Below are 25991 nucleotides of genomic sequence, written 5' to 3'. Positions count from 1 at the left end.
CGCCATGGCCCTGAAGCCGCTGCAGATCGATATCGTTTCCGACGTGGTGTGCCCGTGGTGCTATATCGGCAAGAAGCGCATCGAGGATGCGCTGGCGCTCGCGAGCGACGTGCCGGTCGAGGTTCACTGGCGGCCGTTCTTCCTCAATCCGTGGGTGCCGCGCGAAGGGATTTCGCGCGACGAATATCTCACCCAGAAGTTCGGCTCGCCGGAAGCGTACAAGAACATTGCCGGCCGCGTGGTCGCGGCTGCGGCGGACGAGGGGCTCGAATACAATTCGGACCGCGTCAAGCGCCAGCCCAACACCATCGACAGCCATCGCCTGATCCACTGGGCCGAGGCGGAGGGCAAGGCCGCGCCGATGAAGCAGCGGCTGATGGAGCTCTATTTCCGCGACGGCGGCGATCTCACCAGCACCGATGTGCTGGTACAGGCGGCCGCCGATGTTGGCATGGACGCGGACAGCGTGCGCCAGCGCCTCGCCACTGATGAGGATGTCGGCCTGATCTCGGCGCTGGCGCAGGATGCGTCGGAGAAGGGCATCTCCGGGGTGCCGACATTCGTGTTCGCGCAGAAATATGCCGTTTCCGGCGCGCAGCCCGCGGATCAGCTCGCGCGTGCGATCCGGCAGATCTCGGCGGAGATCAATCAGGCGGCGTGAATTTGCGCAGCGTAACTCCGAAGCGTCATTGCCGGGCTTGACCCGGCAATCCATCTTTTTCGCAAATACATTTATCAGGAGCGATGGATACGCGGGTCAAGCCCGCGTATGATGACTCCATTTTGGAGCAGACGACGGGCTCTGACTACGCCGTCGCCGGCGTCGGCAGCCGTGCAGGCAAACACGCCACCGCGATGAAGATGATCGCTGCTGAACTCGCCATCAGTCGGAACAGCGTATCGAAGCCGTAATTGCCGTAGACGAACGAGATCATCGGCAGCGCCAGCGCGAACACCGTGAAGCTGACGACATAGCGCACGCCGTAGATGCGGGCGCGGGCCTCGCCGCTCGCCATTTTTCCGATCATGAAGTCGTTGATCGGAATCTGGCCGAACGCGCCGAGCATGAAGCCGAGTGCCGCCGCCAGCGCCCAGGCATCGCGCAGGCCCGGCATTGCGGCGAAGAACACCACCTGGATGGCGGCGACAATCATGAAGACCTTACGCGGCCCGAGCCTGTCGAGCAGGCTGCCGACCACCAGTTGCGCGATCGACGCTACTGCGAACACGACGAAGGTCAGGGCGCCGAGCATAGTGGCGATATCGCCTTTCGCCGCCGCCACGCCGCTTGCACTCAGCCACTGTGTCATGTCGGTGGCGATGCCTTGCAAGCGCTCGTCGAAGATTTTCGGCAGCGCGAAGGTGGTCGACTGGAACACAAGACTCGACACCGCCGTGGTAAGAAACACGATTGCCGTCACGCGCAGCACCAGCGCCTTCATGTCCGCGGTCTGGGTGGCCTCGACGGCGACGGGTGCGGGCGGCTTCCGGTGCGCGGTGGAGACCTCGCTCCACTGATGGACGGCGTAAAGCACACCGACCATGATGGAGAAGAGGCCCGGCACCACGAAGGCCGTGCGCCAGCCGCCGTGGTCGATGAAGTAGCCGGTGATGAGCGCGGCGCTCGCGACGCCGAGATTGCCCCAGATGCCGTTGGTGGCGAGGCGCATCCCGGTGTTCTTCCAACGCTGCGTGACGATGGCGAGACCCACAGGATGATAGATCGCGGCGAAGATGCCGACGATGAACAGGCCGATGCCGACCTGCAGCGGCGTCTGCGCGAAGGCGGTGGCGATCGACGCAGCACCAATGCCGACGAAGAACACCGCGATCATGCCCTCGCGGCTCCATTTGTCGGCAAGCCATCCGGCGGGCCACGAGAACAGGCCGAAGGCGAAGAAGCCCGGCGTCGCGTATTTCAGAAGTTCGCCGTAGCCCAGCCCCCATTCGCGCGACAGCGCCAGCGCCGCCACCGTCGCGAACACCAGCGTCAGCAGATGATCGAGAAAATGGCCGATGTTCAGAAACAGGAAATGGACGCGGTCGCGGTTGATGTCGGCGGTCATGGGGCCTCGGCGTTTCCTTGCTCGCGATCGCCAGCCGATGCTGCGCGACGCAGCCAGCCGGACGTCGTGATTGCGATTCTTGGGGCCAGACTAGCCTTGGCGGAACGACGCTGTCATGCCAGAAATCATCGAAAATCTGCCGCTTCTCCCTCGCCCCGCCCTTGCGGGGAGAGGGTTGGGGTGAGGGGCTTCTGTGCGAATGCGTGATCTGCCCTCACCCGCTCGCTTCGCTCGCGACCTCTCCCCGTGAGGACGGGGAGAGGTGAACTGCACAACGAGTCGTCCCATGTCGAAATTTTACAACTCCAAGCGCAGCACCGACGCCCGCGACTATCAGTTCGTGCCGCGTCCGTTGGCGGCGATGTCGAAGAGTTTTCCCGACGGCCATGAGATCGTCCCTCATCATCATGCCCGCGATCAGCTTGTCTATGCGGTCAGCGGCGTTATGCGCGTGCGCACCGAAGGCGAGGCGTGGATCGTGCCGCCGGATCGCGCCGTTTATCTGCCGGCGCAGACTGAGCATTCGATCGGCATTCGCGGCCGAGTGGAGATGCGCACGCTTTATATCGCGCGCCGCGCGAGTGACGATCTGCCCGACGCGCCGACGGTGCTGGAGGTCTCGCCGCTGCTGCGCGAACTGGTGCTGGCGTTGATCGACGAGCCGGTGATCTATGACGAGGACGGACGCGGCGGCGCGATGGCGCTTCTCATCCTGAGTGAGATCGCGCGTGCGCAAAGGCTGTCGCTGGTGATTCCGATGCCACGCGATCCGCGGCTCTTGCGGCTGTGCAACGCATTGCTGGCCGATCCGTCGAGCCGCCTTACGCTGGAGCACTGGGTCGAGACCGCGGGTGCGTCATCCCGCACGCTGGCGCGCTTGTTCGAGGCGGAGCTTGGCCTGAGCTTTGCCGCGTGGCGGCAGCGCGTGCGATTTCACAACGCCTTGGAAGCCATCGTCGCCGGCGAGCCGATAGCGCGCGTCGCCGAACGCAACGGCTATCGCAGTTCGAGCGCGTTCTCGGCAGCGTTCCGCAAGGCGATGGGGCACGCGCCGAGTTCGCTGCGGGAGGCGGGAGTGGGGTGAGGGCCTAGGCCCTCACGCCTTCTTCAGATAGTAGTTTGCATTCTTGCCGAGCGCGATGCGGCGGATGATGCGGCGCATGGTCTCCGATGCGCGCAGCGGCTCGACGATGGCCGCGGCGGTGCGGTAGATCGCGAGCTTCACGGTGTCGAGCGTGGGGTTCTTGCCGGGCGCCGCCTGCGGCAGGCCGAGGCTGCGCAGCATCGAATTGAAACGATGCAGATCGTTCATCCGGCGCACTTCCTTGGTCTTCCAGGTGATCGCCATCGAGATCGAATAGGTGCCCGCGGTCTTCACCCAGTGCGGCCACTGGTACGGCACATAGCAGCCGTCGCCGTCGAACAGATGGAATTCAATGCCGCGCGGCTTGAAGCTGTCATTGTAGGGCACGTTGCGGTGCTTGACGGTGGAATATTCCACCTGTGCGTCGTCGGCGATGGCGCCGTCGCGGTTGTCGTAGATCGCAAACGTCTTCTCGCCGTGGATCTGCACGAAGAAATTGTCCTCGGCGTCCATGTGGAATGGCGTGGTCGAATTCGGCGACGACACGAACATGAAGCCTTCGATCTGCTCGAAGCCTGCGTCCTTGACGGTCCTGAAGCCGCGCGCACGCGCCACCGAAGTCAGCGCGTCTTCCAGCAGCTGGCGATACTCCGGCGATTTCTCGACCCGCTTCAGCACCATCCAGGCGCTCGCGGTCTGGATGCGGTTGACGACGTCGACCGGATCGAGATCGACGCTCTTCACCGTGTCCGGGTCCTGGCTGATGTCGGCGTCGCCGGACCAGTATTCGATCAGGTCGCGCGGCAATTCCGAGGCGAGTTGCGCGATGCGCGGCAGCGTCAGCAGCGGATGCCCCGCGAGCTTGTGACGGATCGCGAACGGCTTCAGCGGAAAATCCCGCTTCAGCGATTCATTGTCGGCGGTGATGACGGGCGCAATGCCGGAGGGTGCGTTCATGAGCGTGTCTCCCGGAGTTTCCTGATGAAATGAACTAAGTGGCGCGCGGGCTCGCGGGCGAGTCTGCGCAGGGTGAGGCCGAGCCGGATGGCCGGTATCAGAGGATCGCGGCGGCTGAGCGGAATCAGAACGTCGCCGACGGCAAGCCGTCCGCGCCAGATCGGATCGATCATCGGGTGGCCGGGCATCGCGTTGGAATCGGCCATCGTGATCGCGGGGTCGGCGCAAAGATGGCGCGTCAGGTCGAGCGTCAGCTGCACGCCGGGCGAACATTTGGCGAAGCGTTCGTCGACGCCCATCTTGAAATAGAAGGCGCGATCGAGATGACGCAGCACGATGCCGGATGCCACCGGCGTGTCGCCTGCATACAAAGTGACAATCTCGCAGTTGCCGGCTGCTGCGGCGTCATGCACCGCGCGGCGCACGAAAGCGGCATCACCCTCGTCCTGAACCAGCGCCGTGCCGCGTTTCGCTTTCCAGCCTGAGGCCTCGAGCGCGAGGAAGGTGTCGAGGTCGCGCGCGATCTCGTCCGGCGCGGTCGCGATGGTGAAGATCACCTCGCCATGCTCTGCGAGGCGATTGCGTTGGCGGCGCAACTCTTTCAGCTTCTTCGGCCCAAGCGCGTCGCGCAGCAATTCTTCGGCGTCCCGCGTGGCGTCGAGACAGGCGCGCGCATGGCTCTGCAGGATGCGCGGCGCGAGCCCACTGCGCTCCAGAGCGCGGGTGAACGCCGTCATCACCGGGCCATCGATTGGAATATTGCGCAGGATCAGCGCATGCGCGCCGGCGGCGCGGGCCTGGGCCATCAATTTGGCCGCGGCCTCGTCTGCATGCGCGCGATCGAGCAGCGGCGTTCCGAGTTCGCCGTAAGGATCGGCGCTGACCAGCACCGGCAACGGAAGACGATACGCGCGCCATGCGGAGATCGCGGGCAAGAGGCCGATCAGATGCGGCGCGTCGCGGCCGGCGGTCGTGCCGGCGGCGGTGAGGGCGGAAACGCCGGTGCGTCGCTGCGCGAAGGCATTCACCGCCAGTTCCCACTCCGGCAGATAAAAACCGTTCGGCTCGATAGCGTTGTCGGCGAGAGTCCGCCAGCGTTCGGCGGCAATGGTATCGAGCGGCGGAAGCGTGGCGGCCGTTCCAGCCGGGCGATCGGCCCCGGCCTGCGCGCGGGCAAAACCCGCCTCGCTGCGCGCGGCAGCCTGTGCTGCGTCGGCAATCTCCACCACGTCCTGACCCCGTCCCACGTTTTTTTTAAGCGCGCAGTTTCCTGAGGAGCGTTTGCGCGCGTGTTGTTGTGTGTCCCTGATGCTTCGACGCTAGGAGACAAACATCAAAATCGGATGTGGGATTTGGGTTAAATGCCGCGCGGTTTTTTTACGCGCTGTTAACGATGCTGCGTTGTTCGCGTGGCGTATTGGTGCCGTAGGGTGCCGAAGCGGCCGCAACTTAAGGAAACTTAAGCGGTCACCGCTAGAGTTTGATGATTATTTTATTGTTTCTGCGTCGCGTTTGCGGACTGCGGGACATTTCAACAGATTTTACAAACCGCAGTTTCGAGCATTTTTTCGCAAGCCGACCCACCTCATGAGAGGGTGCAATGGGCAAGGAGCTTCGCAAGAACCCGCGCGTCGGTTTCGAACGCGGTGTTGATGTTCAGATCATGGGTATCGACGGCACATGGCGCCGTTCATGCCGGATGATGGATGTTTCCGAAGGCGGCGCAATGCTTGCGGTCGTGGGCTCGGTGGGCGAGCTGGACCTCAAGGAATTTTTCCTGCTGCTGTCTTCGACTGGTCTCGCCTACCGCCGATGCAAGATGGTGCGCGTCAACGGCGACCGGATCGGCGTGATTTTTCTGAAGCCCGAATGCAAGAAGAAAACGGCATCTCCGTCAGCGAGACGGGAGCGGACGGAAGCCTTGGTCTGACGGCATATCGGGAATGACACTGTGAGAGGTTTGGGGGCTCATGCGTCAGGAACGCCGCTTCATCCGTGTCCGGCCGTCGGGAAATCTCTCGCGGACCGGCAAGATCATCGTCGATTCGAAGTCTCCGGTGATCGAGTGCGGCATCGTGGATTATTCGGCCGGCGGCGCATGTCTGCAGGTCGCGCCCGGCACGTTGCTGCCCAAGCGGTTCGAGCTTCTCTATTCGGGCACGAAAAAGAAATGCCGCGTGGTATGGACCAACGGTATCCGCCTCGGCGTCGCCTTCTAGCGACGGACTCGCTTGCCGTTGATCCGCGCCTGTGGACGCGCTGAGCCGCGCCCGGCGGGATCGGTTGCCGGGCAAGGGGCAGGCCGTTCACATCTGCCTGAAACGCAGTCCTGACGCCCGCCCGGAGCCATTGCCCCGTCTTGGCCATCGTTATGCGCTGGGGTAGACTTTGTTCGCTGGCGCCCTGCCGGCGGACGGCTCAAGAATGAACAGCCTCAATACGATGATCTATCCGGGGAGAGTTTCGATGCGTGTGTTTCGGGTGGCGATGCTGGTCGGGGCGATGACGGTTCCGGTCTCGCTTCCGGCGTTTGCCCAGATGATGCCCGGCTTCAAGCTGAACGAAGGCAAGCAGCTCACCGAGGAAGAGATCGCGCGCAACAAGGCCAACGAGGACGCAGCCAGGGCCGCGCGCGCCAAGATCCCGGATGCCAAGGGGAATTCCGATCCCTGGGCCACGATGCGCACCGAGCCGGCCCCCAAGACGCCGAAAGCCAAGACCAGCGCGAAGTGATTTCGGTGGAGGTAGGCGTGAACCGTCGCCCCATGCAGAGCACGGCACTCGTGCAATAAAAGCCACATCAATCGATGCATCTATGCCCGATCTGCGAATGCGTCGAAGTCGGGATGCTTCGAACTAGCCGTCGGCTTTTTTGGGGGGCGAGACGAAATCCTTGGCCTCTTCGTCGGCCAGTAATTTCCGAATCACTTTGCACTTCGCTTCGTCTGTCGTTTCTTCCAGCATCTTTCGATAATGATGCAAATTCTGGTTGTGAATGAAGCGTTCCATTGGATCACCCGCTCACCGAAGACAGAGGAATTACTTTGTACGTCCGAAAGCTTTCTCGTTCAACCGACGAGATTCGGAAAGCAGGGGATGTCACAGGGCGGTCATGAATGACGGTAAGTTTTGAAGAAAAGGCCGCCAACTGAGGCGCCTTACTCTTTTTCTTTTGGCTTCGGATCTTTCGCCATTTCATCGCGGATCAATCCGAGCAGCGACCTGCGCTTGCCTTCATCGGTCGTCTCCGCAAGCACCTTCCGGAAAAGCTTGAGGTTCTCATTGTGGATGAAGTTGTCCATCGCGGCCTCCTTTGAGGACCAGAGTGCGATGGGAGGACGCTGCGCCTGACCGGAAACAGAGTCCAGACATCAAATGAGGCCGGCTGCGGGAAGGGCCCGCGGCAAAAAAGCCGGCCGCTGAATGGCACGGTGCTTGCCTAGCAAAGCAGGAGGTCAGCACCATGCCGCACATTCCACGTCGATTCAGTCATTTCGTATTTGGCGTGCTTCAGTCAGGACTGACCTGCCTGATTGCGGCAGGAATCGCCAGTTATCCATCGATCACGCACTGGCTCATGTCCTGGCTGATTTCCTGGGGAGCGATGCTCCCGGTGGTCGTGCTGGCGGCTCCCGCCATAAGATCGCTTTCGCTCAGCCTGACGCGGGAATGAGCAGGTGGTGAAATCGCCGGGCGCGAATTAAGCGGCCTTGCTGCTATAAGCGGGTATGTTGTACTTCATCATTAAATGCGCGCTGTCGGGCGTCATCATTGCAGTGGTGTCGGAAGTCGCAAAGCGCAGTCCGGCCTTCGGCGCGCTGATTGTCTCGCTGCCGTTGGTGTCCCTGTTGGGCATCCTCTGGCTCTGGCGGGACACGGGTGATGCCGAGCGGATAGCCGGTCACGCGGAATCCACGTTCTGGTTCGTGCTGCCGTCGCTTCCGATGTTTCTGGTTCTGCCCGCGATGCTTCGTTCCGGGATCGGCTTCTGGCCGAGCTTGGCGGCTTGCTGTGCTTTAACGGTGGTTCTGTACTTCATCACCGCTTGGGCGTTGGCGAAGTTTGGCGGTATCAGCCTCTGAGTGAAGACGACCTTACTTATTTTTGTCGTGCAGAAGGCCTTTCAGGAGGCCTTGAATCTGTGGCGATTTCATTGGGTCTGGCCGGTCGCAGTCGACGCACTGATAGGTGCGCGGGCCTTTCCCGCCCGATGGCAACATCAACTTCACAGGCTTCCCGCACTTCGAACAAATGCGCTGGTTGATAGGCATCGTGATCGCCCTGCCGAGGACATGCCATCCTAGTTCCAGCGCCGCCCGAGAATCGAGTCCAATTTTCGGATGAGGAGGGCTGCGGCCAAAAAAGCCCGCGCCGGGGGAAGCGGGAGGCAAAGCCCGACGCGGGATGGAAGCGTAAATGGCCTATAAAGAGATGTTCTTCGTCAAGTATTTGGATTGAACAGTAAAAATCGTCTGTCGCTTATGGCGACATACCACGCTGGCAGCGCCGATCAGGCTGTTGCCAATGCAAAATCCCTCGAACTTGTCTGGCCAGATTTGGTCTGCCATTCTTACCCCATAAGCGGGGGCGACATGGAAGATGTGACGCGAGAAATCGAAGCGATTGGAAAACGGTACTGGATCAGATGGTACGACGCCGAGGTCACGGACGTTCAGGGCTACAACGCCGGATCCACCAATGTGCGCGTGACCAATAATTTCAATCATTATCACAATTTTGGAAACGACCAGACTGTGTCAGTCCAGTCGAACAGCGACGCGCTAAACCGGGTATTTTTCCGTAACGGGCGCGAGAGCAATTTCTTTGACGTGAACGTGCAAAGCTTTGCTGCCGCCCCAGGACATCACCTTCGTGTGACTTACATAGGGCCAATTAAGAACTCGCAGCATAGCCTTGGATACTTGTCATTCGCGCGGAATGTTACAAATGGTTCCGTGATTGGGTTCGACTTCTGGCACGCGTTCGTGCCTTCGACTCGAGTTGCCAAGTACCTATTCATCGCAGCTTTAGTCATTTTCTGCGTCAGTGTTATTCTGGAAGCCGCTTCAGGGGGCGGCGGCGGCGGTTTGTTATTGACGGGTATAATTGCGGCCGCGGCGCTGACCTTCCTGATAGTGCAAGAATCCAAGCGTTCGTCGGCCATCAAGAAGATATGGGCGTTGGCTTCAGAAAACGCTTAAAGCGGGCTCAAGCGCCAACCCGTTCCGACGGGATTTATCTTATTGCGAGAAAAGAGGCCGCCAACTGAGGCGGCCTTACTCCCATATAGCGCGACCGCTGCCGAAACCGGGATGCCGAGCCTCAAACTCGGCCATAAATGAAAGGCGGGCCTGGTTCATCGTTGCCCGGGCCTCATTCGAATAACCGTACTCTTCGGCCAGAGACCAAAGGTCGTACATCGCGAGCATGAAGTCTTGATAGCGCTCGGCTGGATCAATCAGTGTCCCGTACTTGTCTCGCTCACCCGCCATGTTGGTCTCCGCAAATTAGGCCACTGTTAATTTTAAATTAGGCCACTGCGCTCGGAAACAGGCCAGTACCACCTCAGCAAAAAGAACATATTGCGAACAGGGAACAAATGGGGTACATTGGCTTCATCGGAACTCACCGATTCCGGTCCGCCGACCTTGGGAAGCCGTTTGTCCGGCTGGCGAATCCCTTACATAAGGAGCACCACTATGGCCCCCGCTGCCCTGCGTATCGTTGAAGGATCCTCCATGGACAAGACCAAGGCCCTGTCGGCCGCGCTCTCCCAGATCGAGCGCCAGTTCGGCAAGGGTTCCGTGATGAAGCTCGGCAAGAACGACCGCTCCATGGATGTCGAGACGATTTCGTCGGGCTCGCTCGGGCTGGACATTGCACTCGGTGTCGGCGGCCTGCCGAAGGGCCGCGTGGTCGAGATTTACGGGCCGGAATCCTCCGGCAAGACCACGCTGGCGCTGCATACGGTGGCCGAGGCCCAGAAGAAGGGCGGCATCTGCGCCTTCATCGACGCCGAACATGCGCTCGATCCGGTCTATGCCCGCAAGCTCGGCGTCAATGTGGACGAACTTCTGATCTCGCAGCCCGACCACGGCGAGCAGGCGCTGGAAATCGCCGACACGCTGGTGCGCTCCGGCGCGGTGGACGTTTTGGTGGTGGACTCGGTGGCGGCGCTGGTGCCGCGCGCCGAACTCGAAGGCGAGATGGGCGACAGCCTTCCCGGCCTGCAGGCGCGGCTGATGAGCCAGGCGCTGCGCAAGCTGACTGCCTCGATCAACAAGTCCCACACCATGGTGATCTTCATCAACCAGATCCGCATGAAGATCGGCGTGATGTACGGCTCGCCCGAAACCACCACCGGCGGCAACGCGCTGAAATTCTACGCCTCGGTGCGCCTCGACATCCGCCGCATCGGCCAGATCAAGGAGCGCGACGAAGTCGTCGGCAACCAGACCCGGGTCAAGGTGGTGAAGAACAAGCTGGCTCCGCCGTTCAAGCAGGTCGAATTCGACATCATGTACGGCGAGGGCGTCTCCAAGATGGGCGAGATCCTCGATCTCGGCGTCAAGGCCGGCATCGTCGAGAAGTCCGGCGCGTGGTTCTCCTACGACAGCCAGCGCCTCGGCCAGGGCCGCGAGAATTCAAAGGCCTTCCTCAAGGCCAATCCCGAGATGACGGCCAAGATCGAGGCCTCGATCCGGCAGAATTCGGGCCTGATCGCCGAGCAGATTCTGGCAGGTTCGCCGGAGCGCGATGCCGACGGCGAGGAGCCGCTGGACGACTAAGAAGCGTTTTCAAGCGAAGCGCCCTCGGGCTCGACCCGAGGGTGAGTACCGCTTCGCGCTGGGAAAACGCGTCAGGATAAAATTTTTCCGAGGCCTGAGTTTCACAGGGCTCAGGCTGCGGCGCGATCCCGAAAGACGGGAATCCTTTCGGATCAGATCGCGCTTCGGAAGCAAACGGGCGTTGTGGATGTTGAGTTGCCGACATCCCCAGCGCCCGATTTGTTTTTCAGTCGTCCAATCGACGAATCGTCATCCTGAAGTGCGAGCCGTCCTTACGGCGAGCTTCGAAGGATGACGATGAATCGTGAAACGCCTTTTGCCGTCCTTCGAGGCCGTCGCGGAGTTTATCATCGGGCCGCGCTTTGCGCGGACCCGTTGGCTCCGGCCCCTCAGGATGACGGTCCTGTTATTGGTTCAGATTACTCCGCCGCCTGCGCGTAATCCGAAACCGGCGGGCACGAGCAGACGAGGTTGCGGTCGCCGTAGACGTTGTCGACGCGGCCGACCGGGCACCAGTACTTGTCGTTGCGGGAGGTCCCGGCAGGGAAGCAGCCTTCCGCGCGCGTGTAACTCCGCTCCCACTTGTCCTCGGCGATGTCGTGCACGGTGTGCGGCGCGTGGCGCAGCGGCGAGGCCTCAATTTTGAAACGGCCCGCCTCGACGTCGGCGATCTCGCGCCTGATCGCGATCATGGCGTCGCAGAACCGGTCCAGTTCCGCCTTCGATTCGGATTCTGTCGGCTCGATCATCAGCGTGCCCGGCACCGGGAAGCTCATGGTCGGGGCGTGGAAGCCGTAGTCGATCAGGCGTTTGGCGATGTCATCAACGGTCACACCGGACGTCGTTTTCAGCCCGCGCGGATCGACGATGCACTCGTGCGCGACGCGGCCGTTGTGGTTCTTGTAAAGCACCGGGAAGTGCGGATCGAGGCGTTTCGCAATGTAGTTCGCGTTCAGGATCGCCACCTCGGTGGCGCGGGTCAGGCCTTCGCCGCCCATCATCAGGATGTAGATGTAGGAAATCACGAGAATCGATGCCGAGCCGTAGGGAGCGGCCGACACCGCACCGACAGGTGCCTTGCCGCCATCCGCCGCCGGATGTCCGGGCAGGAACGGGGCAAGATGCGCCCGCACGCCGATCGGCCCCATGCCGGGGCCGCCGCCGCCGTGCGGAATGCAGAAGGTCTTGTGCAGGTTGAGATGGCTCACGTCGGCGCCGTATTCGCCGGGCCGCGCGAGGCCGACCTGGGCGTTGAGATTGGCGCCGTCGAGATAGACCTGTCCGCCGTGGGTATGAACGATATCGCAGATGTCGCGGATGTGTTCTTCGAACACGCCGTGGGTCGATGGATAGGTGATCATCACCGCGGCGAGCCGGTCGGCGTGCTGCGCGGCCTTCTTGCGCATGTCCTCGACATCGACATTGCCGCCGGCATCACAGGCGACCACGACCACGTCCATGCCGGCCATGCTGGCGGACGCTGGATTGGTGCCGTGGGCCGAGGAGGGGATCAGGCACACCGTGCGCTGCGCGTCGCCGCGGGACAGATGATAGGCGCGGATCGCCAAGAGACCTGCATATTCGCCCTGCGCGCCGGAGTTCGGCTGCAGCGACACGGCATCGTAGCCGGTGATGTCCGCCAGCCATTTCTCCAGCGTCGCGAACATGGCGTGATAGCCGGCGGCCTGTTCTTTCGGCGCGAACGGATGCAGGGCACCAAACTCCGGCCAGGTCACCGGGATCATCTCAGTGGTGGCGTTCAGCTTCATGGTGCAGGAGCCGAGCGGGATCATGGCGCGGTCGAGCGCAAGGTCGCGGTCCGACAGCTTGCGCATGTAGCGCAAGAGTTCGGTCTCGGAGCGGTGTTCGTTGAACACCGGATGGGTCATGAACTTGCTTGAGCGATGGAGCGCGGACGGCAGCGCATCGCGCGCCTCTTTCTCGATCTCGGCATAGGACAGAGTGCCGCCGAAGATGCGCCACACGCCTTCGATGACCGCAGGCGTCGTTGTTTCGTCGAGCGCGATGCTGACGGTGGTCTCGTCGAGACGCAGATTGATCTGCTCATGCGCCGCATGGGAGATGATCGCCTGCCGCTGGCCGTTCACCGCCACCGTCACGGTATCAAAATAGCTGTCGCTCAGCGGGGCGAAGCCGAGCTTCTTCAGGCCTGCCGCCAGCACGGCGGTGCGGCGGTGCACGGTGCGCGCGATATGCGTCAGCCCTTCGGGGCCGTGATAGACCGCGTACATCGAGGCGATCACCGCGAGCAGCACCTGCGCGGTGCAGATGTTGGAGGTCGCCTTCTCGCGGCGGATGTGCTGTTCGCGCGTCTGCAGCGCGAGGCGATAGGCGGGTTGACCACGCGAATCCACCGACAGGCCGACGATGCGGCCGGGCATCGCGCGCTTCAGCGCGTCCTTCACCGCCATGTAGGCCGCGTGCGGGCCACCATAGCCCATCGGCACGCCGAAGCGCTGCGCCGATCCGATTGCGATGTCTGCGCCGAGATCGCCAGGCGAGGCGAGCAGCGTCAGCGCCAGCGGATCGGCAGCGACAACGGCGACGCCGCCTTTCGCCTTCAGAGCGGCGATGGCCGCGCGGGGATCGGTCAGACCGCCATGGGTGCCGGGATACTGAAACAGCGCGCCGAACACATCGGCCTTGTCGAGATCGCGTGCCGGATCGCCGACGATCAGCGACCAGCCGAGCGGCTCTGCGCGGGTGCGCAACACGGCCAGCGTCTGCGGATGCACGTCATGATCGACGAAGAACGCTTTGGTCTTCACCGATGACGAGCGCTCGGCCAGCGCCATGGCCTCGGCGGCTGCCGTGCCTTCATCGAGCAGCGATGCGTTCGCGATGTCCAGGCCGGTGAGGTCGCAGATCATGGTCTGGAAATTGAACAGCGCTTCCAGCCGGCCTTGGCTGATCTCTGGCTGATACGGCGTGTAGGCCGTGTACCACGCTGGGTTCTCGAGAATGTTGCGCTGGATAACGGTGGGCATGATCGTGCCGGAATAGCCTTGACCGATCAGCGAGGTGAACACCTGATTGCGCGAGGCGATGCCGCGCATGTGCGCCAGTGCTTCCGTCTCGCTGAGAGGCTTTCCGAGATCGAGCGGTGCTTTCTGGCGGATCGAGGCCGGCAGCGTCTCGCCCATCAGCGCGCTGAGACTCGATGCGCCGACGGTCTGCAACATGGCGTCGATGTCGCGCGGCGCGGGGCCGATATGGCGGCGGACGAAATCGACGGCGGGTTCAGCGGGTTTCTGATGCGCGGTCATCGCAAACTCCTCAGGCGGTATGGGCCTTGTAGGCGGCTTCATCCATCAGGCCGTCGAGATCGCCCTTGTCGGCGATGCGCAGCTTGAAGAACCACGCCGCCTTGCCGGGATCGGAATTGATCAGCGATGGATCGGCGACGATTGCGTCATTGACTTCGACAACTTCGCCGGTGATCGGCGCATAAACGTCGGAGGCCGCCTTGACGCTCTCGACCACGGCGGCGGCTTCGGTCTTCTTTAACGCGCGGCCGACTTTGGGCAGTTCGACGAACACCACGTCGCCGAGCTGGGTTTGCGCGTAGTCGGTGATGCCGACGGTGGCGACATCGCCTTCGATGCGGAGCCATTCGTGATCGGGCGTATAAAGCGTGGTCATGTGTATCCTCAGCGTTGCAATTAGCGTTTGTATCCGTTGGGCACGAACGGCATCTGCGCGACGCGCAGCGGCAGCCGCTGCCCCCGTACATCCGCGAAGACGACAGTGCCGTTGGCGGCAAGGGCGGTCGGCAGATAGCCCATCGCCACCGGTGCATTCAGCGTCGGACCGAAGCCGCCGGATGTGACCGTGCCGATTTTCTCGTTTGAAGTTTCGTCGGCGTAGAGCGCCGCGCTTTCGCGCACCGGCGCGCGGCCTTCGGCGCGCAGGCCGACGCGGCGGCGCAATGCGCCGGTCTCGAATTGCTTCAGGATGATATCCGCGCCGGGAAAACCGCCGGCCCGCGTGCCACCGGTGCGGCGGCTCTTTTGCACTGACCATTCCAGCGCGCCTTCGACCGGCGTGGTCGTGGTATCGATGTCATGGCCATAGAGACACAGCCCGGCTTCGAGGCGCAGGCTGTCGCGCGCGCCAAGGCCGATCGGAAGCACGGCAGGATCGTTCAGCAGCGCGGTTGCGAGACGCTCGGCGTCTTTCGCAGGCACCGAAATCTCGAAACCGTCCTCGCCGGTGTAGCCCGAGCGCGAGACGAAACAGTCGAGGCCGAGCACCTCGTGTGGCCCGGCATCCATGAAGCGCATCGCCGCCACTGTGGGCGCGTGCTTTGCCAATACCTCCGCAGCCTTGGGTCCCTGCAACGCGATCAGCGCGCGATCCGGCAGCGAATCGACGACGCAAATGTCGGAAAGGTGTTTGCGCAGATGCGCCTCGTCTTCAGCCTTGCACGCGGCGTTGACCACCAGGAACAGGTGATCGCCAAAATTCGCCACCATCAGGTCATCGAGAATGCCGCCGCTGTCATTGGTGAACTGGGCATAGCGCTGGCGGCCATGCGGAACCGCGAGAATATCTTGCGGCACCAGCCGTTCCAGCGCGCGGGCGGCGTCCTCGATCTTGCCGGACTTCGCCCTGAGGGTGATCTGGCCCATATGGGATACATCGAACAGGCCGGCGGAAGCGCGGGTATGGAGATGCTCCTTCAGCACGCCGGCGGCGTATTGCACCGGCATCTCGTAGCCGGCGAACGGCACGATCTTGCCCCCGCGCGCCACATGCAGGTCATGCAGTGGAACGCGCTTCAGCGCGGGTTGACCGGTGGAGGAATCGCGTTCGGCGGCAAGCATGGTCAGGCTCCTGACGGATTTCGGGACCAGTTCCCGAAATCTTGTCGAAGCCCCATCTGTCGCTGCGCCTGAGAGTATTATCCCGTCGGCGGATGCCGCGCCGGGCGACCCGGCCGCATCTCTTTCCAGATTTCAGTTCGTCACGCGGTCCGTTTGCCTGAGAGTTTCCGGGGCGGTTGCTCCTTCGGCGCCGGTCAGCTTATTCGGTGAAAAAGCGACCGGTCTCTCCCGACGTGACTTGTCAGTATATTACAAAGCTAACTTAGGCAGGGAAACACGCCTTTCGAGGCCCTGTCAACGCAACTGCGAGATTATCAACGGCTTCGCGGCATTTCCGGGACGGGTAGCAAGTTGCTGATCCACTGCACACTTTCTGGACATGAAGGGTGCGTTCCGTCTAGAAACGGGTCGAGACAAACTGCGCTGCACGCGTCACGACTGCGGGTTGTGCAATTGGGCGTTTTCAAGCTAGGCGAACTGCGGTTCGCGTCACGAAAACGCGGTAGAAAATCATAACTTTCGGGCGCGATTGGACGAGCATGAGCGGCGTTAACGAGATCAGGTCAGCGTATCTGAATTTTTTCGCGAAAAACGGCCACGATATTGTGCCGTCGTCTCCGCTTGTTCCGCGCAACGACCCGACGCTGATGTTCACCAATGCGGGCATGGTGCAGTTCAAGAACGTCTTCACCGGCCTTGAGAAGCGCCCTTATGTGCGCGCCACATCGTCGCAGAAATGCGTTCGCGCCGGCGGCAAGCACAACGACCTCGATAATGTCGGCTACACCGCGCGGCATCACACCTTCTTCGAGATGCTCGGGAATTTCTCGTTCGGCGATTATTTCAAGGAACGCGCCATCGAGCTTGCCTGGAATTTGATCACCAAGGACTACGGCCTCCCGAAAGACCGGCTGCTGGTCACGGTCTATTCCGAGGACGAGGACGCGGCGCAGCTCTGGAAAAAGATCGCGGGCCTGCCCGAATCGAAAATTATCCGGATCGGGACATCGGACAACTTCTGGCAGATGGGCGATACCGGCCCCTGCGGCCCGTGCTCCGAAATCTTCTTCGACCATGGCGACAAGATCTGGGGCGGTCCTCCCGGTTCGACCGAGGAAGACGGCGACCGCTTCATCGAGATCTGGAATCTCGTGTTCATGCAGTTCGACCAGATCGCGCCGGGCAATCGCGTGGCCTTGCCGAAGCCGTCGATCGACACCGGCATGGGACTGGAGCGCATCGCCGCGGTGCTTCAGGGCAAGCATGACAATTACGACATCGATCTGTTCGTGGCGCTGATCCGCGCGATTGCCGAATTGACCGGCGCCGATCCGCAGGGCGAACAGAAGGCGTCGTTGCGCGTCATCGCCGATCATCTGCGCGCCTCGTCCTTCCTGATCGCAGACGGTGTGCTGCCGTCGAACGAAGGCCGCGGCTATGTGCTGCGCCGGATCATGCGCCGCGCGATGCGCCACGGCCAGTTGCTCGGGGCGAAAGACCCGCTGATGTATCGCCTGGTGTGGGCGCTGGTGCGCGAAATGGGTCAGGCCTATCCCGAACTGGTGCGCGCCGAAAACCTCATCGAGGAAACGTTGAAGCTGGAAGAGACCCGCTTCCGCAAGACGCTCGATCGCGGCTTGACCATCCTCGACGAGAAAAGCGCGTCACTGAAGAAGGGCGACATGTTCGACGGCGAGACCGCGTTCACGCTGTACGACACCTATGGTTTTCCGCTGGATCTGACACAGGACGCGCTGCGCAACCGCGGCATCGGCGTCGATATTGCGTCGTTCACCGACGCGATGGACCAGCAGCGCGCCAAGGCGCGCGCGGCGTGGTCAGGCTCCGGCGACACCGCCACGGAGAACGTCTGGTTTCCGCTGCGCGAGAAACTCGGCGCGACCGAGTTTCTCGGCTACGACACCGAGATCGCGGAGGGCGTCGTCACCGCGCTGGTGAAGGACGGCAAGGAGATCGATGGCGCAAAGGCCGGCGACAGCGTCGCCATCGTTATGAACCAGACGCCATTCTACGCTGAATCCGGCGGTCAGGTTGGCGATACCGGCATTCTGAGCGGCGAGGGCGTGCGCGTGCGCGTGACCGACACCCAGAAGAAGGCTGGCGATCTTTACGTGCATCTCGGCACGGTGGAGCAGGGCACATTAAAGCTCGGTATTCCTCTGCAGCTTGAAGTCGATCATGGGCGCCGCTCGGCGATCCGCGCCAATCACTCGGCCACGCATCTGTTGCACGAAGCGCTGCGTCAGGTGCTGGGCGATCACATCGCGCAGCGCGGCTCGCTCGTTGCGCCTGAACGGCTGCGGTTCGATTTCGCTCACAACAAGCCGATCACTCCCGATGAACTGCGCCGCATCGAGGACATTGCCAACGATGTCGTGCTGGAAAACGGCGAGGTGCTGACCCGCTCCATGGCCGTCGATGATGCACGCGCGTCCGGCGCGCGGGCGCTGTTCGGCGAGAAATACGGCGACGAGGTGCGCGTAGTATCGATGGGCGCTGGAAGCGGCAACACGCTCGGCTGGTCGGTCGAACTGTGTGGCGGCACCCATGTGCGGCGCACCGGCGACATCGGTGTGATTGCCGTGACCGGCGAGAGCGCGGTCGCATCCGGCGTGCGCCGTATCGAGGCGCTGACTGGACGCAATGCGCGCCACGCGGCCAACGCGACGATCCAGACCGCCAAGTCAGCAGCGGCGGAACTGAAGACCACGATTGACGATTTGCCATCGCGCATCGCTGCATTGGTTGATGAACGCAAAAAGCTGGAAAGCGCACTGTCGGAAGCGCGCAAGAAACTCGCCATGGGCGGCGGCGCATCTGCAAGTAGTGATGGCAGCGGTTCGGACATTCGCACCGTGGCGGATGTGAAATTCCTCGGCCGCGCCGTTCAGGGAATCGAGATCAAGGATCTCAAGAGTCTCGCCGATCAGGGCAAGAAACAGCTCGGCTCCGGCGTCGTTGCATTTGTCGCGACCAGTGAAGATGGCAAGGCAAGCGTCGTTGTCGGCGTCACGCAGGATCTGACCTCGCGCTTCAGCGCGGTCGATCTGGTGCGCAAGGCGTCGGAAGTGCTCGGCGGCAAGGGCGGAGGCGGCAAGCCCGATATGGCGCAGGCCGGCGGACCCGATGGCGCGAAGGCAGGCGACGCACTGAAGGCCATCGAAGCGGCGATGGGCGGATAATTTCGCTCAGCTCTTCAGAAAGACGTAATCTGCCGAATAGGGCGCGCTGAAAAATGCGCCGGCCTTTTCGCAGGAGCCGGTCAGAACACCGCCATGGGTGTTGATCCGTTGCACGGTCGTGACCGCATCGAAGACGCCAGCGCCCCGGTGCGCAGCCACTACCAGCTTCAGCCACGGAATATCGTAGGCGCTCGTGCCTGGCGCGCTCGCCGTGACTTTTCCGGTCACCACACTGCCGTCGGTGTATTCCCAGTTCGGGCCGACGTAGTGCCGCCCGACGGTCTTTCCATCCTCGAACAATGTCGCGATCGGCTCGCGGAACACCCACCCAAGTTTTCCGGAAGCGTCCGCCTTGCATTCGTAAATCTGTGCGCCTTCGGCGTGCAGCGTCAGGACAACCGTGCCGGCAGCGGCGATAGCGGCCGGCGTCTGCGCGGATGTGGGGGATGTGGGCGCAACGATCACACTTGTGATCAACGCCAATGCGAGCAGATTTGCTTTGATGGTCATTGTGAGGTCCAGATCATCAACTTCGCTGTCGTCAGCGTGCCATCGTCTTCAGCGGATGTGTCGTAACCTTGTCGTGACTACGGACTGGCCGGACGCATTAGTGCGGCGATGAGTAGCGATAGATGCACTGGCATCTATCTCCCTCCTGCAGCAAAATGCGGCATGAATCACAATACGCCATTAATTTCCACGGTTGTCGTCGGTCTCGTATTGGCTTTCGTGCTCGGCGCGCTGGCACAGCGCGTGCGGATTTCTCCTCTTGTCGGTTATCTCGTCGCCGGCGTGCTGATGGGCCCGTTCACGCCGGGTTATGTCGCGGACCAGAACATCGCCAACGAACTCGCCGAGATCGGCATCATTCTGCTGATGTTCGGTGTCGGTCTGCATTTTTCGCTGAAGGATCTGCTCTCGGTGCGCGCCATCGCGGTGCCCGGCGCCGTGGTGCAGATCACGGTGGCGACGCTGCTCGGCATGGGGCTCGGCTGGGGGCTTGGCTGGCCGGTGGGTGGCGGTCTGGTGTTCGGACTTGCGCTGTCGGTGGCAAGTACAGTGGTGCTGCTGCGCGCATTGCAGGAGCGCCGGCTGGTGGACACCGAGCGTGGCCGGATCGCGGTCGGCTGGCTGATCGTCGAAGACCTCGCCATGGTGCTGACGCTGGTGCTGCTGCCTGCATTGGCGGGATTATTGAAAGGCGAGGGCGCCAACGGCCTCAGTTTCTTTGCAATGGCGCAGCCGGTGCTGGTCACGCTTGGCAAGGTCGCAGCGTTTATCATTTTCATGCTGGTGGTGGGCCGCCGCGTGATCCCGTGGATCCTGCACTATGTGGCACATACCGGCTCGCGCGAACTGTTTCGCCTTGCGGTGTTTGCGATCTCGCTCGGCGTCGCGTTCGGCGCGGCGATCCTGTTCGACGTGTCGTTTGCGCTTGGCGCGTTTTTCGCCGGCATGATCCTGAGCGAATCCGAACTCAGTCAGCGTGCGGCGAACGAAACGCTGCCGCTGCGCGACGCATTCGCCGTATTGTTCTTCGTCTCGGTCGGCATGCTGGTCGATCCGGCCATCATCCTGCGCGAGCCGCTGCCCTTGCTGGCAACGGTTTTTATTATCGTTTTCGGCAAGTCCATCGCGGCTTTCGGCATCGTGCGAATGTTCGGCCATCCGAACTCGACCGCGCTGACGATTTCGGCCAGCCTCGCTCAGATCGGCGAATTCTCTTTCATCCTGGTCAGTCTGGGCGTCAGCCTCGCGTTGTTGCCGGAGCGCGGCCGCGATCTGGTCCTGGCCGGCGCCATCATCTCGATCATGCTGAATCCGCTGTGGTTCGCGCTGCTCGACAAGTTTCTGGCGGAGAGAGACGCCAGTGCGAAAAAGGCTTCAGGCGAGGAGAAGCCGGTCCCCCGCGTCGAGTTGCCGGTGTCGCAGCTTTCCAATCATGTGGTGCTGGTGGGTCATGGGCGTGTCGGCAGCGTGGTGAGCAAGGCGCTGCGGGAAGCAAATACGCCGTTTCTGGTGATCGAGGATACCCCCGGGGCCGTCGAGCGGCTGAAGAAAGACGGCGTCGAAGTCATCACCGGCAACGCGGCCGCGGCCGGCATGTTGCAGGCCGCGAATCTCGCGGCGGCACGGGGGCTGCTGGTGGCGATTCCCGATGCGTTCGAGGGCGGCCAGATCGTCGCCAAGGCGCGTGCCATCAGCGCGACACTGCCGATCATCGCGCGCGCGCATTCGGAAGAGGAAATCGCGCATCTCAGGCATCACGGCGCGAATTCCGTGATCATGGGCGAGCAGGAAATCGCCAGGGCGATGATCGCGCAGATCGCAGCAACGGGGCCGGCGGCATAAAAAAGGCGCGGAGATCATCCGCGCCTTTTGCTTGAGTTATTCTACGAAGCTTACGCGGCCATCGCCTTGGTGAGGTTTTCCGCGACCTTGTCGAGGAAGCCGGTGGTGGAGAGCCAGCGCTGGTCTGCACCGACAAGCAGCGCCAGATCCTTGGTCATGTAGCCGGATTCGACCGTATCGACGCAGACCTTCTCCAGCGTCTTGGCGAACTTCGCCAGCTCCGGGTTGTTATCGAGCTTGGCGCGGTGGGCGAGGCCCTGGGTCCAGGCAAAGATCGACGCGATCGAGTTGGTCGAAGTTTCCTTGCCCTTCTGGTGCTCGCGGTAATGGCGCGTGACGGTGCCGTGGGCGGCCTCGGCTTCCACCACCTTGCCGTCCGGCGTCAGCAGTACCGAGGTCATCAGGCCCAGCGAGCCGTAGCCCTGCGCCACGGTGTCGGACTGCACGTCGCCGTCGTAGTTCTTGCAGGCCCAGACGTAGCCGCCGGACCACTTCAGCGCCGAGGCGACCATGTCGTCGATCAGACGATGCTCATAGGTCAGGCCCTTGGCCTCGAAATCCTTCTTGAAGTCGGTGTCGTAGATCTCCTGGAAGATGTCCTTGAAGCGGCCGTCATAGACCTTGAGGATGGTGTTCTTGGTCGACAGGTACACCGGATAGCCGCGCGACAGGCCGTAGTTCAGCGAGGCGCGTGCAAAGTCGCGGATGGAATCGTCCAGGTTGTACATGCCCATGGCGACGCCGGCGGCCGGCGACTTGAACACCTCGCGCTCGATCACGGTGCCGTCCTCGCCGACGAACTTCATCGTCAGGACGCCCTTGCCGGGGAACTTGAAGTCGGTGGCGCGGTACTGGTCGCCGAACGCGTGGCGGCCGATGATGATCGGCTTGGTCCAGCCGGGCACCAAGCGCGGCACGTTCTTGCAGATGATCGGTTCGCGGAAGATGACGCCGCCGAGGATGTTGCGGATGGTGCCGTTCGGCGACTTCCACATCTCCTTGAGGCCGAATTCCTTCACGCGGGCTTCGTCCGGCGTGATGGTGGCGCACTTGACGCCGACGCCGTGCTTCTTGATCGCGTTGGCCGCGTCGATGGTGACCTGATCGTTGGTCTTGTCGCGGTACTCCATCCCGAGGTCGTAGTACTCGAGCTTCACATCCAGGAACGGGTTGATCAGCTTGTCCTTGATGTACTGCCAGATGATCCGGGTCATCTCGTCGCCATCGAGCTCGACGACGGGGTTGGTCACCTTGATTTTTGCCATGAGGGATCGGGCCTTAAAATGGGGGGCGGAAAGGGCGTGAGAACCGCAACAGGTTCCAGCTTGTGGCTATAGCACCCGTCTCGGCGGGCTGGAAGGCAAGGCACCTGAGACTTTCTGGCAGGTCGGGGCGGACTTCGCTCGGGGAGCCTGATTTCGAGTTGTTCCAGATCACGAATTTTGGACAGCCAGGTGCGCGCGAGTGGTTTTGCGAAACCGTGCAGAGGCGAAAGTCCCTGGCACTTCCGCCGGCCGTGTTTTTCATGCACCGGCGACGCGCAAGAGCAACGGGACCGGGCACCTCGCGTTTTGGGCGAGATTCAAACGATCCAGTAACCCCTTTGATTTATAAAGATAATTTCAATCATTGCGATCCGCTCTTGAATCAATCTGTTCGCGTCTTGATTCAATGTCTTCACTGATTGAATCAGAACCTTCACAGCCTGATTCAAGATGCTCGGCGGTTGAATCGGAATCTTCAAGCGTTGATTCAAAATGTTCGGAGGTTGAATCAGCGTCTTCATCGCCAGATTCAAAATACGCAGGTGTTGGACAGACACCCGCGCCGATCCGCGGGCGAACCGGAGCTATCGGGTTTTCGGGCTGAAAGGTCCGGGCGGGGCCTTGGTAATCAGCGCCGCCACGAGCAGCGCGGCAATCGCGAAAATGAAGGTCAGCCAGAAGCCATCGATATAGGCCAGCACATTGGCCTCGCGCTGAACGATGCCGGCCAGTTTGCCCACACTGCGCCCGGTGGCGGTGCCCGTTCCGTAGCTGGCGAAATAGCCGGACAGTTTGGCCAGAAGATCGTGTACCTGGTCCTTGGCGTGGGTGACATGCTGGCCGAGCAGGTTGGAATGCACCTGCTCACGCACCCGCAGCCAAGTGCCCATCAGGGCGATGCCGATTTCCGCGCCGCCGAGCCGCATGATCTGGATATAGGCGGCAAAAGCTGTCGCCCGCGTCGGATCGGAATTGGCCAGTGTGATCAGGATGATCGGAAGAAGTGTGAAGGACTGGCCGACGGACTGCAGCAGCACCATGGGGATGAAATCGGTCAGGGCCCATTCGTGGGTGATCCGGGTTCCGAGCAGAGCCGCCGCCGCGAAGGTGAGCAGGCCGATCACCAGCAGAATTCGCAGGTCTAAACGCCGCGCCAGCCAGATCGAGACCGGAAAGGTGATCGCCATCGGCAGGACGCCGTAAACCAGCAGCAGGCGGCCGGTCTGTTCGGGACGTAGCTGCGCCACCGTGGAGAGGAAATTCGGGACAAGCGATGAATTGGAAAGACTGGTCAGGGTGTAGAGCAGGATCACCACCAGGGCGAAGCCGATATTGCGCGACAGCAACACATTCGCATGGGCCCATGGATCCCGGACCAGCGCCTCGTTGACAAAAAACGCCACCAGCAGAGCCGCGCCGCTCAGCAGCATCGCCACCACCGTCCCGGACCCGAGCCAGTCCAGCCGGTTGCCCTGATCGAGGCCGGCATAGACCATCGCGATCCCGGTTCCCAGCAGCAGCATTCCACCCCAGTCCGCCGTCTCCAGCAGAGCCCGGTTGACGGGCTCGCGCGGCGCGCCGAGGTAAACCAGGATCGCCATAAGCACGGCGATGATCGCGTCCTGCCAATAGAGCCACTGCCAGCCGACGTGATCGACGTAGAAGCCGACCAGCGTGGGACCGAAGTTCAGCGAGAAGCCGACCCGCAGCGCGTAAATCCCGATCGCAACCAGCCACCACTGCATCGGCAGATTGCGGAAAATGATCATCAGCGTGGCCGGCACGAAGGTGCCGAGCAACAGGCCGTGCAGGATTGTGAGGGCCATAAGTGCCTGATAATCGCGAACAAACGGCAGCATGAGCGAGATCGCCGCGAAAACGAGGCTGGGGGCGCCGAGAATGCGGCGCAGGCCGAAGACCGTGGCCATCCACGCGACGGCGGGCGCGATGAAGATTTGCGACGCGGTCGAAGCCGTCGAGAGCCACGCACCTTCATCGAAGGAGAGCGAAAAGGCGCCCTTGAGATCGGGCAGCCCGATCGAAAACATCCGGCTGTCGATGTTTGCCATCGACGCGCCCAGCAGCACCGCGGCGACGGCCAGCAGCGGATAGTGAGCGGGCTGGCCGGTGGAAACCGGCCCGCTGGCGATGATTTTAGTTTCCGCCACCGGTTTTGGCTCCGGTGTTGGATGGCGCGACCGATCCTTCGGTGTTGATCCGCGTTTCCGCCGACATGCCGGGAAGCAGATTGTCGAGCAGTGGTTGCCCCTTGTCGAATTCGATCCGCAGCGGAATGCGCTGCACCACCTTGGTGAAATTCCCGGTGGCGTTATCGGGGGGCAGCAGCGCGAATTGTGACCCGCTGGCCGGTGAGATGCGCGCCACGCGGCCGCGCAAGGTCTGGCGCGGGAAGCTGTCGACCGTGATTTCCACCGGCTGCCCCGGTTTCACGCGGGTCAGCTGCGTCTCCTTGTAATTCGCGATCACGTAGACATTCGGCAGCGGTACGACATTGAACAGATTGCTGCCGATGTTGACGTAATCACCGGGCTGCACCTGCCGCGCGCCGACGATGCCGTCGAACGGCGCGACGATGCGGGTGTAGCCGAGCTTGAGTTTGGCGGCCTTCAAAGCGGCCTGCGCGGCGAGAACGTCCGCGGCGCGCTGCTTCTTGGTTCCGGCCAGCACCTCGAGCTGATGCCTCTGCGCGGCGATGACGGCGCGGCTGGCATGGACATCGGCGTCTGACTTGGCGAGGGCTGCGGTGGCCTGTTCGAGCCGCTGGCGCGTGAAGGCGGGGCTTTGGAGCAGGCCATGCTGACGGTCGTATTCCTGCTGGGCTTCGACCTGAATGGCTTCGGCGGAGGCGCGCTGGGCCTCGGACTGCGCGATGGTGGCGTACTGGAGTTCGACCTGATTGGCGAGGTTATCGAGCGCGGCCTGCGCGCCTGCCACCGCCGCTTCCGCTTGTGCGACCTGCGCCTCGTAATCTGCGGGATCGATTTCGACCAGCAGGTCCCCGGCCTTGACGCGCTGGTAGTCGCTGGCGGCCACGGTCTTGACCTCGCCGGCCACACGGCTGCTCAGTTGCGAAACCTCGGCGCGGACATAGGCATCGTTGGTTGTCTGAATTGTCGCGCTGCTGACCCATTCATCCCAGCGCGCTGTCGCCAGCACCACGAAGATTGCCGCGACGGCGACGCACGCAGCGGGAATGGCCAGCCGCCGCAAGGCCGCACTTGTGGCCGGTTTGTTCGGGCCGGGTGCGGGAGTTGTCGAAGTGCTGGGGGGCATGCGGGTCGTCTCTGTCTGGGTCAAGGGTCACCTCGTGCGCAATTACTACCCCAATCGGCTGCCCGAGTTCAAAACCCGAACGCGTCGGTTCGGGCATTCCTGCCTTGCACGGCATTTGGCCGCTTCCGGGCGATC

General features: G+C 62.3%; 24 protein-coding genes and 1 riboswitch. Of the genes, 11 read left to right on the top strand and 13 right to left on the bottom strand.

Annotation, left to right across the window (positions count from 1 at the left end; translation table 11 throughout):
* Positions 1–4 precede the first annotated feature (4 nt).
* The gene (locus LVY71_RS16260; protein WP_235100884.1) at positions 5–661 is read left to right on the top strand and encodes a DsbA family oxidoreductase; all 657 of its coding nucleotides are present in this window, start codon (positions 5–7) and stop codon (positions 659–661) included.
* A 145-nt stretch (positions 662–806) separates the two neighbouring features.
* Here the strand turns inward: LVY71_RS16260 and LVY71_RS16255 are convergent, their stop codons facing one another.
* Complete coding sequence (locus LVY71_RS16255; RefSeq protein ID WP_235100883.1) at positions 807–2066, bottom strand: MFS transporter; 1260 nt, start codon at positions 2064–2066, stop codon at positions 807–809.
* Between the two features lie 286 nt (positions 2067–2352).
* Between LVY71_RS16255 and LVY71_RS16250 the strand changes: the two genes are divergently transcribed.
* Positions 2353–3150 carry an AraC family transcriptional regulator gene (locus tag LVY71_RS16250; protein WP_235100882.1) on the top strand — a complete coding sequence of 266 codons (798 nt, stop codon included), beginning with the start codon at positions 2353–2355 and terminating at the stop codon, positions 3148–3150.
* A gap of 12 nt (positions 3151–3162) precedes the next feature.
* On the opposite strand, the gene LVY71_RS16245 is transcribed toward LVY71_RS16250, so the two are convergent.
* Both LVY71_RS16245 and LVY71_RS16240 read right to left on the bottom strand, forming a co-directional pair.
* Positions 3163–4107: a JmjC domain-containing protein gene (locus LVY71_RS16245; RefSeq protein ID WP_235100881.1), complete on the bottom strand. Its 945-nt coding sequence runs from the start codon at positions 4105–4107 to the stop codon at positions 3163–3165.
* Positions 4104–5336 (bottom strand): GNAT family N-acetyltransferase, encoded by a 1233-nt coding sequence (locus LVY71_RS16240; RefSeq protein WP_235100880.1) that lies wholly within the window; start codon positions 5334–5336, stop codon positions 4104–4106. The genes LVY71_RS16245 and LVY71_RS16240 overlap by 4 nt, the downstream gene beginning before the upstream one ends.
* 371 nt (positions 5337–5707) lie before the next feature.
* Here LVY71_RS16240 and LVY71_RS16235 point away from each other — a divergent pair, with 371 nt between their 5' ends.
* From LVY71_RS16235 to LVY71_RS16225, 3 genes are all read left to right on the top strand, one after another.
* Positions 5708–6037: a PilZ domain-containing protein gene (locus tag LVY71_RS16235; protein WP_235100879.1), complete on the top strand. Its 330-nt coding sequence runs from the start codon at positions 5708–5710 to the stop codon at positions 6035–6037.
* 40 nt (positions 6038–6077) lie between these two features.
* Positions 6078–6326: a PilZ domain-containing protein gene (locus LVY71_RS16230; RefSeq protein ID WP_235100878.1), complete on the top strand. Its 249-nt coding sequence runs from the start codon at positions 6078–6080 to the stop codon at positions 6324–6326.
* Between the two features lie 205 nt (positions 6327–6531).
* On the top strand, positions 6532–6840 hold the full coding sequence (locus LVY71_RS16225; protein ID WP_235100877.1) for a hypothetical protein: 309 nt from the start codon (positions 6532–6534) through the stop codon (positions 6838–6840).
* A 123-nt stretch (positions 6841–6963) separates the two neighbouring features.
* On the opposite strand, the gene LVY71_RS16220 is transcribed toward LVY71_RS16225, so the two are convergent.
* Positions 6964–7116, bottom strand: coding sequence for a hypothetical protein (locus LVY71_RS16220; protein WP_235100876.1), 153 nt, complete (start codon positions 7114–7116; stop codon positions 6964–6966).
* 149 nt (positions 7117–7265) lie between these two features.
* Entirely contained in the window at positions 7266–7409 is a 144-nt protein-coding gene (locus LVY71_RS16215) for a hypothetical protein (protein ID WP_235100875.1), read from the bottom strand.
* Between the two features lie 161 nt (positions 7410–7570).
* Here LVY71_RS16215 and LVY71_RS16210 point away from each other — a divergent pair, with 161 nt between their 5' ends.
* The 3 genes from LVY71_RS16210 (at position 7571) to LVY71_RS16200 (ending at position 9308) form a co-directional block, all read left to right on the top strand.
* The gene (locus tag LVY71_RS16210) at positions 7571–7780 is read left to right on the top strand and encodes a DUF2798 domain-containing protein (RefSeq protein WP_235100874.1); all 210 of its coding nucleotides are present in this window, start codon (positions 7571–7573) and stop codon (positions 7778–7780) included.
* 55 nt (positions 7781–7835) lie between these two features.
* Entirely contained in the window at positions 7836–8189 is a 354-nt protein-coding gene (locus tag LVY71_RS16205) for a DUF3147 family protein (RefSeq protein WP_235100873.1), read from the top strand.
* A gap of 372 nt (positions 8190–8561) precedes the next feature.
* On the top strand, positions 8562–9308 hold the full coding sequence (locus tag LVY71_RS16200) for a hypothetical protein (protein ID WP_235100872.1): 747 nt from the start codon (positions 8562–8564) through the stop codon (positions 9306–9308).
* 75 nt (positions 9309–9383) lie between these two features.
* Here LVY71_RS16200 and LVY71_RS16195 read toward each other — a convergent pair whose 3' ends face one another.
* A complete protein-coding gene (locus LVY71_RS16195) occupies positions 9384–9599 on the bottom strand; it encodes a hypothetical protein (protein WP_235100871.1) in 216 nt (71 codons plus the stop codon).
* A gap of 207 nt (positions 9600–9806) precedes the next feature.
* On the opposite strand from LVY71_RS16195, the gene recA reads away from it, so the two are divergent.
* Positions 9807–10895: a recombinase RecA gene (gene recA / locus LVY71_RS16190; RefSeq protein ID WP_235100870.1), complete on the top strand. Its 1089-nt coding sequence runs from the start codon at positions 9807–9809 to the stop codon at positions 10893–10895.
* 419 nt (positions 10896–11314) lie between these two features.
* On the opposite strand, the gene gcvP is transcribed toward recA, so the two are convergent.
* The 3 genes from gcvP to gcvT are packed head-to-tail and all read right to left on the bottom strand — an operon-like array spanning position 11315 to position 15742.
* Positions 11315–14182, bottom strand: a complete 2868-nt coding sequence (gene gcvP, locus LVY71_RS16185) for an aminomethyl-transferring glycine dehydrogenase (protein ID WP_235100869.1) — start codon at positions 14180–14182, stop codon at positions 11315–11317.
* 10 nt (positions 14183–14192) lie between these two features.
* Positions 14193–14558, bottom strand: a complete 366-nt coding sequence (gene gcvH, locus LVY71_RS16180; RefSeq protein WP_235100868.1) for a glycine cleavage system protein GcvH — start codon at positions 14556–14558, stop codon at positions 14193–14195.
* Positions 14559–14578: 20 nt separating this feature from the next.
* On the bottom strand, positions 14579–15742 hold the full coding sequence (gcvT, locus tag LVY71_RS16175; protein ID WP_235100867.1) for a glycine cleavage system aminomethyltransferase GcvT: 1164 nt from the start codon (positions 15740–15742) through the stop codon (positions 14579–14581).
* A gap of 135 nt (positions 15743–15877) precedes the next feature.
* A riboswitch (glycine riboswitch) is annotated at positions 15878–15984 on the bottom strand.
* Between the two features lie 297 nt (positions 15985–16281).
* On the opposite strand from gcvT, the gene alaS reads away from it, so the two are divergent.
* Positions 16282–18945 (top strand): alanine--tRNA ligase, encoded by a 2664-nt coding sequence (gene alaS / locus LVY71_RS16170; RefSeq protein ID WP_235100866.1) that lies wholly within the window; start codon positions 16282–16284, stop codon positions 18943–18945.
* A 6-nt stretch (positions 18946–18951) separates the two neighbouring features.
* Here alaS and LVY71_RS16165 read toward each other — a convergent pair whose 3' ends face one another.
* Positions 18952–19455 (bottom strand): DUF3455 domain-containing protein, encoded by a 504-nt coding sequence (locus LVY71_RS16165; protein WP_235100865.1) that lies wholly within the window; start codon positions 19453–19455, stop codon positions 18952–18954.
* A gap of 162 nt (positions 19456–19617) precedes the next feature.
* Here LVY71_RS16165 and ybaL point away from each other — a divergent pair, with 162 nt between their 5' ends.
* On the top strand, positions 19618–21297 hold the full coding sequence (gene ybaL, locus LVY71_RS16160) for a YbaL family putative K(+) efflux transporter (RefSeq protein ID WP_235100864.1): 1680 nt from the start codon (positions 19618–19620) through the stop codon (positions 21295–21297).
* Positions 21298–21347: 50 nt separating this feature from the next.
* On the opposite strand, the gene LVY71_RS16155 is transcribed toward ybaL, so the two are convergent.
* The 3 genes from LVY71_RS16155 to LVY71_RS16145 form a co-directional block, all read right to left on the bottom strand.
* Positions 21348–22562 carry an NADP-dependent isocitrate dehydrogenase gene (locus tag LVY71_RS16155; protein ID WP_235100863.1) on the bottom strand — a complete coding sequence of 405 codons (1215 nt, stop codon included), beginning with the start codon at positions 22560–22562 and terminating at the stop codon, positions 21348–21350.
* Positions 22563–23146: 584 nt separating this feature from the next.
* Entirely contained in the window at positions 23147–24730 is a 1584-nt protein-coding gene (locus tag LVY71_RS16150; protein ID WP_235100862.1) for an MFS transporter, read from the bottom strand.
* Positions 24717–25856: an HlyD family secretion protein gene (locus LVY71_RS16145; protein WP_235100861.1), complete on the bottom strand. Its 1140-nt coding sequence runs from the start codon at positions 25854–25856 to the stop codon at positions 24717–24719. The genes LVY71_RS16150 and LVY71_RS16145 overlap by 14 nt, the downstream gene beginning before the upstream one ends.
* Positions 25857–25991: the final 135 nt, after the last annotated feature.

The organism is Bradyrhizobium sp. G127, assembly GCF_021502575.1.
Taxonomy (GTDB): Bacteria; Pseudomonadota; Alphaproteobacteria; order Rhizobiales; family Xanthobacteraceae; genus Afipia.
Note: the sequence above shows the minus strand (reverse complement) of the source record. Positions and strands in the feature narration are given on the sequence as shown.

Bases quoted from the DNA above. Each gene is read 5' to 3' on its own strand.
- ybaL (WP_235100864.1), top strand. From the start codon at position 19,618: ATGAATCACAATACGCCATTAATTTCCACGGTTGTCGTCGGTCTCGTA.
- LVY71_RS16250 (WP_235100882.1), top strand. From the start codon at position 2,353: ATGTCGAAATTTTACAACTCCAAGCGCAGCACCGACGCCCGCGACTAT.
- LVY71_RS16155 (WP_235100863.1), bottom strand. From the start codon at position 22,562: ATGGCAAAAATCAAGGTGACCAACCCCGTCGTCGAGCTCGATGGCGAC.
- LVY71_RS16230 (WP_235100878.1), top strand. From the start codon at position 6,078: ATGCGTCAGGAACGCCGCTTCATCCGTGTCCGGCCGTCGGGAAATCTC.
- LVY71_RS16245 (WP_235100881.1), bottom strand. From the start codon at position 4,107: ATGAACGCACCCTCCGGCATTGCGCCCGTCATCACCGCCGACAATGAA.
- gcvT (WP_235100867.1), bottom strand. From the start codon at position 15,742: ATGCTTGCCGCCGAACGCGATTCCTCCACCGGTCAACCCGCGCTGAAG.
- LVY71_RS16205 (WP_235100873.1), top strand. From the start codon at position 7,836: ATGTTGTACTTCATCATTAAATGCGCGCTGTCGGGCGTCATCATTGCA.
- LVY71_RS16210 (WP_235100874.1), top strand. From the start codon at position 7,571: ATGCCGCACATTCCACGTCGATTCAGTCATTTCGTATTTGGCGTGCTT.
- LVY71_RS16235 (WP_235100879.1), top strand. From the start codon at position 5,708: ATGGGCAAGGAGCTTCGCAAGAACCCGCGCGTCGGTTTCGAACGCGGT.
- LVY71_RS16215 (WP_235100875.1), bottom strand. From the start codon at position 7,409: ATGGACAACTTCATCCACAATGAGAACCTCAAGCTTTTCCGGAAGGTG.
- alaS (WP_235100866.1), top strand. From the start codon at position 16,282: ATGAGCGGCGTTAACGAGATCAGGTCAGCGTATCTGAATTTTTTCGCG.
- LVY71_RS16165 (WP_235100865.1), bottom strand. From the start codon at position 19,455: ATGACCATCAAAGCAAATCTGCTCGCATTGGCGTTGATCACAAGTGTG.
- LVY71_RS16220 (WP_235100876.1), bottom strand. From the start codon at position 7,116: ATGGAACGCTTCATTCACAACCAGAATTTGCATCATTATCGAAAGATG.
- recA (WP_235100870.1), top strand. From the start codon at position 9,807: ATGGCCCCCGCTGCCCTGCGTATCGTTGAAGGATCCTCCATGGACAAG.
- LVY71_RS16225 (WP_235100877.1), top strand. From the start codon at position 6,532: ATGAACAGCCTCAATACGATGATCTATCCGGGGAGAGTTTCGATGCGT.
- gcvP (WP_235100869.1), bottom strand. From the start codon at position 14,182: ATGACCGCGCATCAGAAACCCGCTGAACCCGCCGTCGATTTCGTCCGC.
- gcvH (WP_235100868.1), bottom strand. From the start codon at position 14,558: ATGACCACGCTTTATACGCCCGATCACGAATGGCTCCGCATCGAAGGC.
- LVY71_RS16260 (WP_235100884.1), top strand. From the start codon at position 5: ATGGCCCTGAAGCCGCTGCAGATCGATATCGTTTCCGACGTGGTGTGC.
- LVY71_RS16195 (WP_235100871.1), bottom strand. From the start codon at position 9,599: ATGGCGGGTGAGCGAGACAAGTACGGGACACTGATTGATCCAGCCGAG.
- LVY71_RS16255 (WP_235100883.1), bottom strand. From the start codon at position 2,066: ATGACCGCCGACATCAACCGCGACCGCGTCCATTTCCTGTTTCTGAAC.
- LVY71_RS16145 (WP_235100861.1), bottom strand. From the start codon at position 25,856: ATGCCCCCCAGCACTTCGACAACTCCCGCACCCGGCCCGAACAAACCG.